The following is a 14026-nucleotide window of genomic DNA, read 5'->3' as shown; positions in this document are numbered from 1 at the left end:
GGTGTCCGCCAAAAACCATCTACAACTACACCATAAAAACCGACTGTGCCCACCTGGATTACTACCTCCACTACCCCGACTTCGCCTCGTCCTTATTCAAAGGCATCGCCATAGCCGTCATCCTCGTATTCGTTCTCATCGCCGCCCTGACCGGATCGATACTTTTCCTGATCGGTCCGGTAGCCGTTGCATTTGTCGCAGCCGTCAAACTGCTAAATTGGGAAAACCCCATTCACCACGAACAAAGCCTGCCATGGGGCGAATATAACTACGTCACCGTCGACCGCAAGCGTCTGATGATCATCACGCACCGCACCGACGTGACGCTGGGCTTCGAGGCCCGCTTCCAGCACGAGGTACTGTTCAACAAATACCTCAGCTTTCTGCACACCGTGCTCCCCTCCACTGCCGAGTTCACCGAAAAAGCCTGGAAGTGGTAGTGCGCTCCAGATAACGTACACCCCGGAATTCAAGCCCTACTTGCCAAGGCCCCTCATGATCCAGATCCGCCCTATGACCCCGGAAGACTTCGACCACTTCTGGCCCACCTTTCAGGCTGTTGTCGTCGCTCAGGAAACCTACGCGTTCGACCCAGCAATCACTCAGGATCAGGCACGCGATCTATGGATGACGCTGCCACTGCACACGCTGATCGCCGAGGAAGACGGTCAGCTTCTGGGCAGCTACTACCTCAAGGCCAATGCGGCAGGTCCGGGCAATCATGTCTGCAACTGCGGCTATATGGTGGCGGACGCAGCAAGAGGCCGGGGTGTAGCGCGGTTGATGTGCGAGCACTCGCAACAGCTGGCGCGGGACAGCGGCTTTCTGGCGATGCAGTTCAATTCGGTGGTTGCCTGCAATGAGGTCGCCGTGGCGTTGTGGGCCAAGCTGGGTTTCGAGACTGTCGGGCGTTTGCCCAAGGCTTATCGACACGCCCGCCTGGGGTTGGTGGACTGTCTGGTGATGTTCAAATGGCTGGCTGAAGCGCCAGTGCCTGCAGAGCCGGTGCAACCCAAGCTGATAGGTCGCAAGAATATCGAGTCGGTGGTGTCGCGCCCGCGTCGAAAATAAGCACAAATAAAAACGGGGCTCGCCCAACAAACTGGCGGCCCCGTTTCGGTACTGCTCAGCGCTTATTTACCAGAGCTCACCTCGGGCTGCTTCTGCAGCAATACCCGCGTCACTCGACGCTCCTCCACGCCCACCACTTTCAGGTCCCAGCCCTGCCAGGTCAGGCTGTCGCCCGTAGAGGGCAGACGGTCCAGCAGGCTCATTACCAGCCCGGCCAAGGTCTGATAGTCGTCGGTCGCCTTGGCCTGAAAACCGGTCCGCTCGCGAATCAGGCTCAGGTTCAAGGCACCGGAGACCACGAAGTCCTCACCCTGCGCAACGATGTCCGGGCCTTCCACTTCACTGGCGTCAGGCAACTGGCCAGCAATGGACTCCAGAATGTCGGTCATGCTGAGCACGCCGATAAAGTCACCGAACTCGTTGACCACAAACGCAATGTGGGTCGACTCCTTGCGCATCTGTTCCAGGGCATTGAGGATGGTGAAGCTTTCAAGCAGATTGATGGCCTTGCGTGACACCAGTTTCAGGTCAGGCTGATTACCGGCCAGCAACTCCTTGAACAGTTCTTTCTTGTGTACAAAACCCAATGGCTCGTCGATGCCGCCCTCGCCAATCAATGGCAGTCGCGAGTATGAAGAGTGCATCAGATTCAGGCGAATCTTCTCGGCATCGTCGTTCAGGTCGATGTAGTCGATCTCGGCCCTTGGCGTCATCACCGTACGAATCTGCCGCTCCGCCAGCTGCAGCACGCCGCTGATCATGACCCGCTCACGCCGATCGAATACCGGCTCGGTGCTTTCGCCCTCAAGGATGTCGGTGATTTCCTCATCGACATCGCCAGGCTCGAGCCTGCGGCCGCCCAGCAAACGCATTACCGCATGAGCGGCACGCTCACGACGTGGCAAGTGACCATGCGCAGACTTCTTGCTGCGCTTGCGAGCGATCTGATTGAACACTTCGATGAGGATCGAGAAGCCGATCGCCGCGTACAGATAGCCTTTGGGAATATGGAAACCCAGGCCTTCGGCAGTCAGGCTGAAGCCGATCATCATCAGGAAGCCCAGACACAGCATGATCACCGTCGGGCGACTGTTGACGAATTTGGTCAGGGGTTTGCTGGCAATCATCATCAGGCCGATGGAGAAGATCACAGCGATCATCATCACCGACAAGTGTTCGACCATACCGACCGCGGTGATCACGGCATCCAGCGAGAACACGGCGTCAAGCACCACGATCTGCGCGACGATGGGCCAGAACAACGCGTAGCCCGCGTTACCGGCGCGCTGGGCAACGTGGCCTTCCAACCGTTCGTGCAGTTCCATGGTGGCCTTGAACAACAGGAACACGCCACCAAACAGCATGATCAGGTCACGCCCGGAGAAGCTTTTGTCGAAGACCTCGAACAACGGCTCGGTCAGCGTCACCATCCAGGAGATGCTCGCCAGCAGGCCGAGGCGCATGATCAACGCCAGAGAAAGACCAATGACGCGCGCCTTGTCGCGTTGTTCAGGGGGCAGTTTATCGGCAAGGATGGCGATGAACACCAGGTTGTCGATACCCAGCACCAGTTCAAGCACGATAAGCGTCAGCAGGCCAAGCCATGCCGTGGGATCAGCGATCCATTCCATGGTAGTTATGCAGCCTCACGAGAAAAATGACAGAGAGTGGCGTTGGTTACTGTAGACCAGACGCGATCGCGAACTTTCAGACACAGCTTTGCAGCGTCAGGACGCGAGGCCCTGCCGGAATCAAAACAGTTCAGAAGGCTGGATAACTCAGTATCGGGATGGGGCGGCCTGCTCGGTAAGAAGGAAATCACCGGCCAACCATGAGCAATGAAAGGAGGACAACTCGGAGGCTCCTGAAGGGTATTCATACAGTCCTGAAAATCAATACGGGCGCTGATCGTACAATACACACAGATGTTTCGTACGCTGGAGAAGTATTACAAGACTTGACCATTCAGTACCTGCCTAGATACTGACATAAAGGCCCAGAGCGACGTTTTGTCACACCTCCAGGCACGACCAGTTGTCTGACAACGGCTGCTCACGGGTAGATGGTGCAGGCCATTTGTTTTAAAATGTTTCCATAGCGTCAGGCAGACGCTGTGTCTTTTGCGAATTGTCCAACCTCGCCATTCACTGCTCGCCTGATCAGAACCATAAAAAGAAAGCCCGTCATAGACGGGCTTTTTTCGTTTTCAGCTTTTGCATCCGGTGCCGCTTCCGGCATCACAGCAAGCCGTTTTTTCAACATTTGAGGTGATATCCCCATGCTGCGTATAGTTGTCGTTCATCTGTTCCAGTGGTTCAAACGCCTGTCTTCCGCCCTGCTGTTCCGTAGCGCAGAAGACAACTACTCTCGTAGCTTCACGCGGGAGAACGACGATGAAGGCCGCTGGACCTTTGTTTCGATTGCCATTGTTCTGACCCTGAGCCTGTACTGCCTGGCAGGCCTCGGTTACTACGCCAAGACCAACATCTGGGACGGCTTCACCCAAGCGCAGAAAGAAAACATCGCTCAGGCCATGATCGTCAGTTCGCAGAACCTCTGAGCAGCCCAGTGTGACATCCGGACGGGGAAGCAAATGCTTCCCCGTTTTCGTTCTGGTGGCTTGCCACAGACTGCAATTTCTGCGAGAACGCCACCCCGAGACAAACACTCACTGGATAACCAGCAATGAGCAATGACTTACAGGTAACCGACCTGCAACTCGGCGACGGCAAGGAAGTGGTCAAAGGCGCGCTGATCACCACTCATTACACCGGAACCCTGAACGACGGCACGGTGTTCGACTCTTCGCATCAGCGCGGCAAGCCATTCCAGTGCGTGATTGGCACAGGGCGCGTCATCAAGGGTTGGGACGTGGGCCTGAAGGGCATGAAGGTGGGCGGAAAGCGTAAATTGTTTGTGCCAGCGCATCTCGCCTACGGCGACAGAGTTATGGGCGCGCACTTACCACCCGGTTCCGACCTGACTTTCGAGATAGAGCTACTGGAAGTGCTGACCCGCGACGATTGATTACCTGTCCTGAGGGCTTAACCTTACTGAAACGACGCCGATATCATTGACTACGCATAAGCCCGATTGCTTGTTATCGCGGAAAAAGCCATGCTCCGGGCATGGAATTCAGGTTTTCCCACAGGAACACGTATGGCGCTCAATAAGTCGACTCAAGAGCTGAAAAAGCACTTGAAAGGCACCGCAACGAATCTCGAAAGTACGGCAGAAGAAATCCTCAAGCTCGCTTCGCAAATGAAAGATGTCGATGTCACGGCCATTCTGCAGATGGTCAATCGACTTTACAGCGACGCTGATCAGCTCAAGGCTTACGCTGATGAAGTGAGGGCGAAAAGAATCGTACGCGCCAAGCCGCTATAAGCAGCTGAAGGCGTCCGCCAGCAACATTTGCGCCGGTACAGAGGTTCTTTGATGCTGCCATCGCCCGCCAACGTCAGCGCCAGTTCAAGGCACCTGCACATGCAGAAATGGCGTGGCCGGGTCGGCATGACGCTGGCTGCCAGCCTTTCGGTGCTGGCGGGTATGACCGATGCCATCGGCTTCATGGCGACCGGCGATTTTGTCTCGTTCATGAGCGGCAACACCACACGCCTCGCAGTCGCTATCAGTGACGGCGACCTGAACGTGACAGCACGTCTAAGCCTCGCGATCTTCACCTTCATCGTTGGCAATGCGCTGGGTGTCGTCGTTGCGCGGCTGGGGGGTCGGCGCGCGCTGCCTTTATTGTTGAGTATTGCCACGCTGTTGTGTGCTGCCGCCGCCTGGCCGCTGGAAAGCAACATCCTGGCCCTGGTCTGGGCAATTCTGGCGATGGGCATGCTTAACGCCGCTGTCGAGCAAGTCAACGGGCTACCGGTCGGGCTGACCTACGTAACAGGCGCACTGTCACGCTTCGGTCGCGGTCTGGGCCGCTGGATGCTCGGGGAGCGCCGGGATGGCTGGCGCATTCAGTTAATACCCTGGGCCGGCATGTTCATCGGCGCGGTGATCGGCGCAATCCTTGAACAGCGTCTCGGTCTTGATGCCTTGCTCGTCAGTGGCAGCCTGTCCGCGCTACTGGGGCTGGTGTCATTGAGCATCCCCCACCGCTGGCAGCGCCGATACATGCCTCGCTGAAGGCCGAGATTCCCATTCGCTGAAATACGTTTACCATACGGCGCCTTTCATAACCGACCGCTGTCATGACCCCTGAAGCATTAAGCATCCTGCAACAGCACCTGCTCAACGCCCTGAGCGACGTTCCCGATGAAACCCGCCGCCTGTTCCACGGACGTGGCCGCGTGTGGCCGGGGCTGGAGCACATCACCGTGGACTGGATGCAGGGCGTGGTGCTGGTCTGCGTGTTCAAGGAGCCGCAACCGGGCGAGCTGGAAGCACTCACGCACGTGCTGACCGGGCTGATCGACACACTTCAGTGGCAGCAAAGCCAGGCTCACACCCTGTTGTTGCAGCACCGCTATCTGCCGCAGAGCACCACACAATGGCTGACTGGCGAGGTGGTGGACGAATGGGTGATCACTGAGAATGGCTTGCGCTACAAGGTCGATTTCGGCAAAAAGCAGAATAGCGGCCTGTTTCTGGACATGCGCTACGGGCGGGACTGGGTGCGGGCCCAGGCCAAGGGCAAGCGCATCCTGAATCTGTTCGCCTACACCTGCGGCTTTTCGGTCGCCGCCCTCGCCGGTGGTGCGGACCACGTGGTGAATCTGGACATGGCGCGCGCGGCACTGAATCGCGGGCGCGAGAACCATCGGCTTAACGATCACGATCTGGGCCGAGTGACGTTTCTGGGGCATGACCTGTTCAAGTCATGGGCCAAGGTGACGCGCTCGGGGCCTTACGACCTGATCATCATCGACCCGCCTTCCTTTCAGAAAGGCAGCTTCATGCTCGACAAGGACTACCAGCGGGTATTGCGTCGCTTGCCGGAATTGCTGGAAGAAGACGGTTTGGTACTTGCCTGCATGAACGACCCTGCGACAGGCCCGGAATTTCTGATCGAGCACACGGCGGTCGAAGCCCCCTGCCTGCGCTTTCAGGAGCGCCTGGAGAACCCTCCGGAGTTCCCGGACGACCGCGTCGATGGCGGGCTCAAAGCTCTGGTATTCAAAGCTGAAGGCTTGAGCCGGACAGGATGGGCGTAACGGTTACTGAAGCGCTTCCCGGTCTGCAGCTTATTCCGCCTGCCCGAATACCTGACTCGGCCGGCGCAGCGACGGGTCGAACGGGTTGATCTTCGCGCTGATCGTCGTCGCTTCGCGCTTGAGCAGCTCTACCACGGTCGAAAGACGGTCAGGCCCTAAACGGTCGCTGATCGTCGCCACGCTGAGTGCCGCCACCGCGCGTCCGCTGCGGTCTAGAATCGGCACCGCCAGCCCCGCCATGCCCGGCAGCGCGCCGGTGTTGCGGCCCGCGTAGCCGAGACGCCGTACGTTGTCGACCTCAGAGCGCAGAAACACTTCGTCGTACAAGTGGAAGTCTTTGAGTCGTGGCAGGTTGTAGGCAATTACCGTTTCTCGCTCGTCTTCTGGCAGAAACGCAAGAATGGCCAGGCTGCCCTGCCCCACACCCAGTGCGACACGACCGCCAATGTCGCCGGTAAAGGTGCGAATCGGGTATGGGCCTTCGCTGCGGTCCAGGCAGATCGCATCAAAACCACTGCGCGCGAGCAGGAACAACGAGTCTCCCAACGATGCCGACAGACGCAACAGGCTCGGCCGCACAACATCGCGCAGGTTGCCTGTATTGCCAGCACGCGCCGCCAGCGCAAAGAACTCGATGCTCAAACGGTAGCGCTTGCTGAGCAGGTCCTGCTCGACCATGCCCTCATCCATCAGGCTGCGCAACAAGCGATGGGTGGTGGGCTGTGACAGCCCGACGCGCCTGGCCAGTTGGGTGACCCGCTCGCCGCCTTCGTCACAGTCACCCAGGCAACGCAGTACGGCAAACAGTCGTGAAACAGCGCCCACACCGACTTCTGCAAGCACGCTATTCCTATCAGTGGAATTATTCATGAAAATATCTCGCTTATTTTCCACCTGATGAATTAATCCGAATAAATATGTTATTCAGTGAAATTCCTTGTTGAGCGCATCCTAGCCTTCGCCCTACTCTCAGTCCACAGGGGCGATTTGAACAATCATCGGTAGCCGACTCAGAGCGAGCGCCAACGTCCACAGAATTGCATGACTTCATTTCGCATCTGCCCATGACAAACGCGTGCCACGGCACGCACGCATAAAGGTGGAAGCAGGCATGGCATTTCTGCAGCTGGAAGGTCTCTCCAAACGTTACGGTTCCATAGACGCCGTGGTTGCCACTCACCTGGCGGTGGACAAGGGCGAGTTCGTCTCGTTGCTCGGCCCTTCCGGGTGCGGCAAAACCACCACCCTGCAAATGATCGCCGGCTTCGTTGAAGTGAGTGACGGACGCATCGTGCTCGACGGCCGCGACATAACCCACGCCAAACCCAGCAGCCGTGGCCTGGGCGTGGTATTCCAGAGCTACGCGCTGTTCCCGCACATGACAGTGGCCAACAACGTGGCGTTCGGCCTGCGTATGCGCAAGGTGCCTGAAGCAGACCTCCAGACGCGGGTCAGCAAGGTGCTGCAACTGGTGCGTCTCGATCAGCACGCGGAGCGCTATCCACGTGAACTGTCCGGCGGCCAGCGGCAGCGGGTTGCGCTCGCCAGGGCGCTGGTGATCGAGCCGCCGGTGCTGCTGCTCGACGAGCCGTTGTCCAACCTGGACGCCAACCTGCGCGAAGAAATGCAGTTCGAAATCCGCCGTATTCAGAACGAAGTGGGCATTACCACGCTGATGGTGACTCACGATCAGGCAGAAGCCCTGTCGATCAGTGATCGGGTGGTGGTCATGCAGGCCGGACGCATTACCCAGATCGACGAGCCGTACAAGCTGTACGAACACCCTCGCACGCGCTTCATTTCGGGCTTTGTGGGCAAGGCCAATATGCTGCCTGGCGACCTGGACAGCAGCGGCTGCCCACAGATTCGCCTGCTGCCTGGCGACGGTGCGCTGACCCTGAGCTTGCGTCCCGAGAAAATTGACCTGGTTGCATCAGGCAGTGGTCGTCTTTCAGGGCGAATCGTCACGCGCTACTTCCTCGGCAGCCAGTGGCTGTATCGCCTCCAGACCGACATTGGCGAGATCACCGTGGTCCGCCGCAATGACGGCCAGGCCCCGCTGGAGGAAGGCGCTACAGTCGGTATGGACTGGCCAACCGAGTTGCTGCGCGTACTGGACGCCGATGAGGTGCGCGCATGAGCCTGATGACCGAGATGCGTCAGGGCGGTCGCGGTTACTGGCTGTCGGCGCCTGCACTGGCGCTGTACATCGGCTTGCTGGTGCTGCCGCTGGGTCTCACCCTGCTGCTGTCGTTCAACGTGTTCGACTATCAGGTGGGGGTGAAAAGCGACAGCTACACCTTGGACAACTATGTGGCCGTAGTCACCGATTCGTACTTCTATGAAATCTTCCTGCGCACCTTCTGGATCAGTGCACTGGTAACCCTGTTGTGCGTACTGATCGGCGTGCCGGAAGCCTACATTCTGAGCCGCATGGGCACGCCGTGGCGCTCGATTTTCCTGATTCTGATCCTCACGCCATTGCTGATTTCAGTAGTGGTGCGGGCCTTTGGCTGGAGCCTGCTGCTGGGAGCCGACGGCTTGATCAATCAGGCCATCCAGTTCATGGGCGGTCGCCCGGTGAAGCTGCTGTACACCCCTTTCGCGGTGATCATCGCGCTGGTGCATGTGATGTTGCCGTTCATGATCATTCCGGTCTGGACTTCGCTGCAGAAGCTGGACCCCACCGCCGAGCAGGCCGCGCTGTCGCTGGGCGCCAGTCAGGCGAAAGTGATGCGCCTGATCGTCCTGCCGCAAGTCATGCCCGGTGTGCTGTCCGGCTCGCTGATTGTGTTCGGCCTGGCCGCCAGCTCATTCGCCATTCCCGGACTGCTCGGCGGACGGCGCCTGAAGATGGTCGCCACAGTGATTTACGACCAATACCTTTCGGAGCTGAACTGGCCGATGGGCGCGACTCTGGCCGTGGCGCTGCTGCTGGTCAATCTGCTGGTGATGCTGTCGTGGAACCGCATGATCGAAGGCCGTTACAAAAAAACTCTGGGGGAATGATCCATGTCCAAGAACGGTCCTTTGTCCCTGTCATTTCATGCACTGGTAGTGATCTTCATGATGGCCCCGCTGGTCGTGGTATGCATGGTCGCATTTACTCCGGAAAACACGCTGAGCCTGCCTACTACCAATTTTTCGCTGCGCTGGTTCAAGGCAGTGTTCGAACGCGCAGACTTCATTGACTCGTTCTACAGCAGCGTGATTCTGGCGTTCGTGTCGGCAACCCTGGCAACACTGATCGCGGTGCCCGCCGCCCTGGCAATTACCCGGCACACATTCCCAGGCCGCAATTTTTTCAACGTACTGTTCCTGTCGCCGATCATCATTCCGCATCTGGTGCTGGGTGTGGCCATGTTGCGCCTGTTTGCCCTGATGGGCGTGAACGGCAGTTTCACCTGGCTGATCTTCGCCCATGTGCTGGTGATCACGCCCTATGTGTTGCGCCTGGTACTGGCTGCGGCCATCGGCATCGACCGCAGCGCCGAACACGCCGCCGAGTCATTGGGCGCAGGTCGTTTCACACTGTTTCGGCAAATCACCCTGCCGATGATCCTGCCCGGCGTGGCGGGCGGCTGGCTGCTGGCATTCATCAACAGCTTCGATGAGGTCACGCTGTCGATCTTCGTCACCTCGCCCGCCACCCAGACCCTGCCGGTGCGCATGTACGTGTACGCCACTGAATCCATCGATCCGATGATGGCCGCCGTGTCGGCACTGGTCATCGCCCTGACTGCGGCCACCATGATCCTGCTCGATCGGGTCTATGGACTGGATCGCGTGCTGGTCGGCAAACATTAATCCGGAGCTCTGACGTCATGGCACTGCTGAAAAGACTGGTCGAACGCGACCGCCCGGCACTCTCTTTCACGCTCGATGGCCAACCCGCCAGCGGTCTGTTCGGCGATACGCTGCTGACGGCGATCCTGACCACCAGCGAGCACCTGCGCGGCAGCGATTTCAGCGCTGAGCCGCGCGCCGGGTTCTGCATGATGGGGGCCTGTCAGGATTGCTGGGTCAGGCTGGGTGACGGCCAGCGAGTGCGCGCCTGCTCGACGTTACTGGAGGCCGGCCATGCAGTGATTCGCGAACCGGGGCGGCGCCTGTGAGCAATCACAAGATTGCCATTATCGGTGCCGGCCCGGCAGGCATTCGCGCCGCACAGACCCTTCTGGCCCACGGCATAAAAGCCTGCCTGATCGATGAAAGCCTGCGCGGCGGCGGTCAGATCTATCGTCGCCAGCCGGAAAATTTCAAGCGTTCGGCCAAAGCGCTTTACGGCTTCGAGAGCGGCAAAGCGCTTGCTGTCCATCAGACGCTCGATGCACTGGCAGCGCAGATCGACTACCGACCACGGACGCTGGTCTGGAACGCCGAAGACAATCGGCTCGACACTTTGCAGGACGGCTCGGCATCAACTCTCGACTTCACCCGACTGATCGTCGCCACCGGGGCCACCGACCGGGTGCTGCCCGTACCCGGCTGGACACTGCCCGGCGTCTACAGCCTGGGCGCCGCTCAGGTCGCCCTCAAATATCAGGGCTGCGCCATTGGCGAGCGGGTGGTGTTCTGTGGCAGCGGACCGCTGCTGTACCTGGTGGCCTATCAGTACGCGAAGGCGGGTGCAAACGTCGTAGCGGTGCTGGACAGTGCGCCGTTCTCGGCCCAGTGCAAGGCACTGCCGGCATTGCTCGGCCAGCCAGCGACGCTCGCCAAGGGGCTTTATTACCGGGCTTGGCTGACCGCACGGGGCATCCCGGTGCACCAAGCTGCGCACCTCACGCGCATCGACGGTGAGCAGCGCGTGAGCGGTGTCCATTGGGAGCGCAATGGCCGATACGGCCAGTTGAGTTGTGATGCAGTGGCGTTCGCACACGCGCTGCGCAGCGAAACCCAGCTGGCGGACCTGCTGGGCTGCGAGTTCGGCTGGAGCCCATTGAATCGCGCCTGGCTGCCCACCCGCGATGACTGTGGGCGCAGCAGCGTATCAACCGTGTACTTGGCAGGCGATGGCGCAGGAATCATGGGCGCAGACGCCGCAGAGATGGCCGGAGAGCTTGCCGCACTCGCCCTGTTGCAAGACAGCGGAGTCAGCGTGAACGCCTTGCGGATGAGTGATTTGCAGGCCGTCCTGCAGCACATCGAGCGCTTTCGCCAAGGACTGGAAACAGCGTTTCCGTTCCCGGAGCAATGGGCCGCGAACGTCCCGGATGAAACACTGATCTGTCGCTGCGAAGAGGTCACCGCAGGAGTTATCCGCAGCACCGTGCAGGACGGCCATTGGGAGATCAATCGAGTCAAGGCCATGTGCCGGATCGGTATGGGCCGTTGCCAGGGCCGCATGTGCGGGCTGGCGGCGGCCGAACTGATCGCCCACGAAAGCGGACGCCCGGTGGATCAGGTCGGTCGCCTGCGCGGCCAGGCGCCCATCAAGCCGCTGCCGTTCGGCGTAAAGACCCTGATCGTGGAGCCGCAGCCATGAGCACACTGATTGAAACCGACGTGATTATCATCGGCGGCGGCATTGTCGGTGCGTCAGCAGCTCTGGCGCTGGCTCGCAAAGGCCAGCGCGTCGCTTTGCTGGAGCGCGATTTCTGTGGCTCGCATTCCAGTGGCGTCAACTATGGCGGTGTCAGGCGGCAAGGTCGCCCGCTGTCACAATTGCCTCTGTCACAACGAGCGCACCAGATCTGGGGCAGCCTGGGTGACCTGATCGGCACCGACGGCGAATACCAGCGTTCTGGCCATCTCAAACTGGCCCGCAGCGAACAGGACATGAATGCCTTGCGTGCCTATGCCGAGGCCAGCCAAGGGTTTGGCCTGGACCTGCAACTGCTCGACCGAGAACAACTGCGTGCGCGATACCCCTGGGCGGGAGACGTAGCGGTCGGTGCGTCGCTGTGTGCCGAGGACGGCCACGCCAACCCGCGCCTGGTATCGCCCGCGTTTGCCCGCGCCGCGTGTCAGGCCGGCGCGCAGGTGTTTGAGCAGGCAACAGTGGTTGACGTCAGCCATGCCAGCAGTGCTTTCACGGTCAAAACAGCCAATGGACTGACACTGCGGGCTGCCTGGCTGCTTAACTGCGCCGGCGCCTGGGGCGGACAACTGGCGGCGCAATTCAACGAACCTGTGCCGATGTACTCAGGGCATCCGGCGATGCTGGTGACCGAGCCGCTGCCGATGTTCATGGACGTCAGCACAGGCGTCGAGGGCGGTGGTATCTATGCCCGGCAAGTAGCTCGCGGTAACTGCGTGCTGGGCGGTGGGCAGGGCTTCGCCCTTGACCCTGCACGCGCCAGACCGGGCCAGGCTGCGCTGCTGGACATTCTGCGTGACGCCGTCGAACTCTACCCGCCACTCGCCGGCGCCCAGGCCATTCGCACCTGGAGCGGCACCGAGGGCTACCTGCCGGATCGCGAGCCTGTGCTGGGGCCGAGCCTGACTCAGCCTGGCCTTTTGCACGGGTTCGGTTTTGCCGGAGCCGGTTTTCAGATCGGCCCCGCAGCCGGCGAAGCACTGGCCGAATGGGTCTGCGAAGGCTCTTCGGCTATCTCGCTTGAGGCCTTTTCAATAGGCCGCTTTCAGCAATCCCCCCTTCAACGTGAACCCGTTACGAACGTCATCCCATTGCACAGAGGAAGGTCGTCACTATGAAATTTATCAAACATCTTGCCCCCAGCGGTCTGTCGAGCCTGACCTTGGCCGTCGCACTGTTTTCCATGCCTGCGCAGGCTGAGACGACGCTGTATCTGGGCATGAACGGCGGCACCATGGAGCGCCTGTATGCCGATCAGGTACTGCCCGCGTTCGAGAAGGCCAATAACGTAAAGGTCGTGATCGTGCCGGGTACCTCAGCCGATATCCTCGCCAAGGTGCAGGCCAGCAAGGACAACCCGCAGATGCACGTGATCTTTCTTGACGACGGCATCATGTACCGGGCCATTTCCATGGGTTTGTGCGACACCTTGCAGCCGAGCGCCAGCCTCGCCGACCTGCCAGCCAAGGCAAAAATCAAGGATCAGGCCGCGGCAGTCAGCCTGGGCGTGACAGGCCTGGCCTACAACACACGCATGTTCAAGGAAAACGGCTGGAGTGCGCCGACCTCGTGGATGGATCTGGCCGACAAACGCTTCAAGGACAAGGTCGTGTTCCAGTCGCTGGCTTCCTCGACCTTCGGGCTGCATGGTTTTCTGATGTTCAACCGCATTCAGGGCGGCAGTGAAAAAGACGTCGAGCCTGGCTTCAAGGCGTGGCCGAAAACAGTCGGCCCGAATGTGCTGGAATATATTGCCAGCTCGGCGAAAATCTCAGAAATGGTGCAGACCGATGAAGCCGCACTGTTTCCATTGACCCCGACTCAGGTCACCGCGTTGAAGATCAAAGGCGTGCCAGTGGAGTACGCATCGCCCAAGGAAGGCGGCGTCGTGCTGAATGTGGCCGAATGTGCCATCGCCAACAACAACCAGCCGGAACTGGCGCAGAAACTGGCAGCGTATCTGCTCACCCCCGAGGCTCAGGCGCCGGCACTGGAGTTCGGTGACCAGATCCCGTCGAACCCCAAGACCCCCACCACCGACAAGACTCGAGGCCAGGTCGAGGCCATGAACAAATACCTCGAAACCGCTGTGACCATCGACTGGGATCAGGTCAATCAGATCCGTCCCGAGTGGAACGCCCGCTGGAGCCGTAGTATCGAGCGCTAGCGCGACCACCTGCACGCTGGATGCCCGCATTGGCGGCCAGCGGCAGTGTTTTCAAACCGCTCGGCAAATTATTTC

At 59.8% G+C, this 14026-nt stretch carries 16 protein-coding genes and 1 pseudogene; 14 read left to right on the top strand and 3 right to left on the bottom strand.

What is annotated here, in order from left to right:
- Positions 1-3: 3 nt before the first annotated feature.
- Together POR16_RS11000 and POR16_RS10995 are read left to right on the top strand one after the other, a co-directional pair.
- A pseudogene (locus POR16_RS11000) lies at positions 4-440 on the top strand (permease); the annotation flags it as partial.
- Between the two features lie 55 nt (positions 441-495).
- Positions 496-1071, top strand: a complete 576-nt coding sequence (locus POR16_RS10995; RefSeq protein ID WP_005893206.1) for a GNAT family N-acetyltransferase — start codon at positions 496-498, stop codon at positions 1069-1071.
- Positions 1072-1133: 62 nt separating this feature from the next.
- Here the strand turns inward: POR16_RS10995 and POR16_RS10990 are convergent, their stop codons facing one another.
- Positions 1134-2702: a TerC family protein gene (locus POR16_RS10990; RefSeq protein WP_005893208.1), complete on the bottom strand. Its 1569-nt coding sequence runs from the start codon at positions 2700-2702 to the stop codon at positions 1134-1136.
- Positions 2703-3171: 469 nt separating this feature from the next.
- A complete protein-coding gene (locus POR16_RS10985) occupies positions 3172-3333 on the bottom strand; it encodes a hypothetical protein (protein ID WP_005893210.1) in 162 nt (53 codons plus the stop codon).
- 16 nt (positions 3334-3349) lie between these two features.
- On the opposite strand from POR16_RS10985, the gene POR16_RS10980 reads away from it, so the two are divergent.
- From POR16_RS10980 to POR16_RS10960, 5 genes are all read left to right on the top strand, one after another.
- Positions 3350-3631, top strand: coding sequence for a hypothetical protein (locus POR16_RS10980; RefSeq protein WP_005893212.1), 282 nt, complete (start codon positions 3350-3352; stop codon positions 3629-3631).
- 125 nt (positions 3632-3756) lie between these two features.
- Complete coding sequence (locus POR16_RS10975) at positions 3757-4098, top strand: FKBP-type peptidyl-prolyl cis-trans isomerase (RefSeq protein ID WP_005893213.1); 342 nt, start codon at positions 3757-3759, stop codon at positions 4096-4098.
- Positions 4099-4230: 132 nt separating this feature from the next.
- Complete coding sequence (locus POR16_RS10970) at positions 4231-4458, top strand: hypothetical protein (RefSeq protein WP_005893216.1); 228 nt, start codon at positions 4231-4233, stop codon at positions 4456-4458.
- Positions 4459-4509: 51 nt separating this feature from the next.
- Entirely contained in the window at positions 4510-5214 is a 705-nt protein-coding gene (locus tag POR16_RS10965; RefSeq protein WP_024669126.1) for a YoaK family protein, read from the top strand.
- Between the two features lie 65 nt (positions 5215-5279).
- Positions 5280-6242, top strand: coding sequence for a class I SAM-dependent methyltransferase (locus POR16_RS10960; protein WP_005893223.1), 963 nt, complete (start codon positions 5280-5282; stop codon positions 6240-6242).
- A gap of 30 nt (positions 6243-6272) precedes the next feature.
- Here POR16_RS10960 and POR16_RS10955 read toward each other — a convergent pair whose 3' ends face one another.
- Positions 6273-7112, bottom strand: coding sequence for an IclR family transcriptional regulator (locus POR16_RS10955; RefSeq protein ID WP_042932571.1), 840 nt, complete (start codon positions 7110-7112; stop codon positions 6273-6275).
- Positions 7113-7353: 241 nt separating this feature from the next.
- Here POR16_RS10955 and POR16_RS10950 point away from each other — a divergent pair, with 241 nt between their 5' ends.
- From POR16_RS10950 to POR16_RS10920, 7 genes are read left to right on the top strand one after another with little or no spacing between them, the layout of a single operon-like run.
- Positions 7354-8382 carry an ABC transporter ATP-binding protein gene (locus POR16_RS10950; RefSeq protein ID WP_024669123.1) on the top strand — a complete coding sequence of 343 codons (1029 nt, stop codon included), beginning with the start codon at positions 7354-7356 and terminating at the stop codon, positions 8380-8382.
- Entirely contained in the window at positions 8379-9251 is an 873-nt protein-coding gene (locus POR16_RS10945; protein ID WP_005893229.1) for an ABC transporter permease, read from the top strand. The genes POR16_RS10950 and POR16_RS10945 overlap by 4 nt, the downstream gene beginning before the upstream one ends.
- Positions 9252-9254: 3 nt before the next feature.
- Positions 9255-10049 (top strand): ABC transporter permease, encoded by a 795-nt coding sequence (locus POR16_RS10940; protein ID WP_005893231.1) that lies wholly within the window; start codon positions 9255-9257, stop codon positions 10047-10049.
- Between the two features lie 17 nt (positions 10050-10066).
- Positions 10067-10357, top strand: a complete 291-nt coding sequence (locus POR16_RS10935; RefSeq protein ID WP_005893233.1) for a (2Fe-2S)-binding protein — start codon at positions 10067-10069, stop codon at positions 10355-10357.
- Complete coding sequence (locus POR16_RS10930) at positions 10354-11730, top strand: FAD/NAD(P)-dependent oxidoreductase (RefSeq protein WP_122381275.1); 1377 nt, start codon at positions 10354-10356, stop codon at positions 11728-11730. The genes POR16_RS10935 and POR16_RS10930 overlap by 4 nt, the downstream gene beginning before the upstream one ends.
- On the top strand, positions 11727-12902 hold the full coding sequence (locus POR16_RS10925) for an NAD(P)/FAD-dependent oxidoreductase (protein WP_122381276.1): 1176 nt from the start codon (positions 11727-11729) through the stop codon (positions 12900-12902). The genes POR16_RS10930 and POR16_RS10925 overlap by 4 nt, the downstream gene beginning before the upstream one ends.
- Positions 12899-13951 (top strand): ABC transporter substrate-binding protein, encoded by a 1053-nt coding sequence (locus tag POR16_RS10920; protein WP_005893236.1) that lies wholly within the window; start codon positions 12899-12901, stop codon positions 13949-13951. Before POR16_RS10925 ends, POR16_RS10920 begins: the two co-directional genes overlap by 4 nt.
- Positions 13952-14026 lie beyond the last annotated feature (75 nt).

This window comes from Pseudomonas coronafaciens pv. oryzae str. 1_6 (genome assembly GCF_000156995.2).
Lineage (GTDB): Bacteria > Pseudomonadota > Gammaproteobacteria > Pseudomonadales > Pseudomonadaceae > Aquipseudomonas > Aquipseudomonas tremae.
This window is presented reverse-complemented; position numbering and strand designations above follow the sequence as displayed.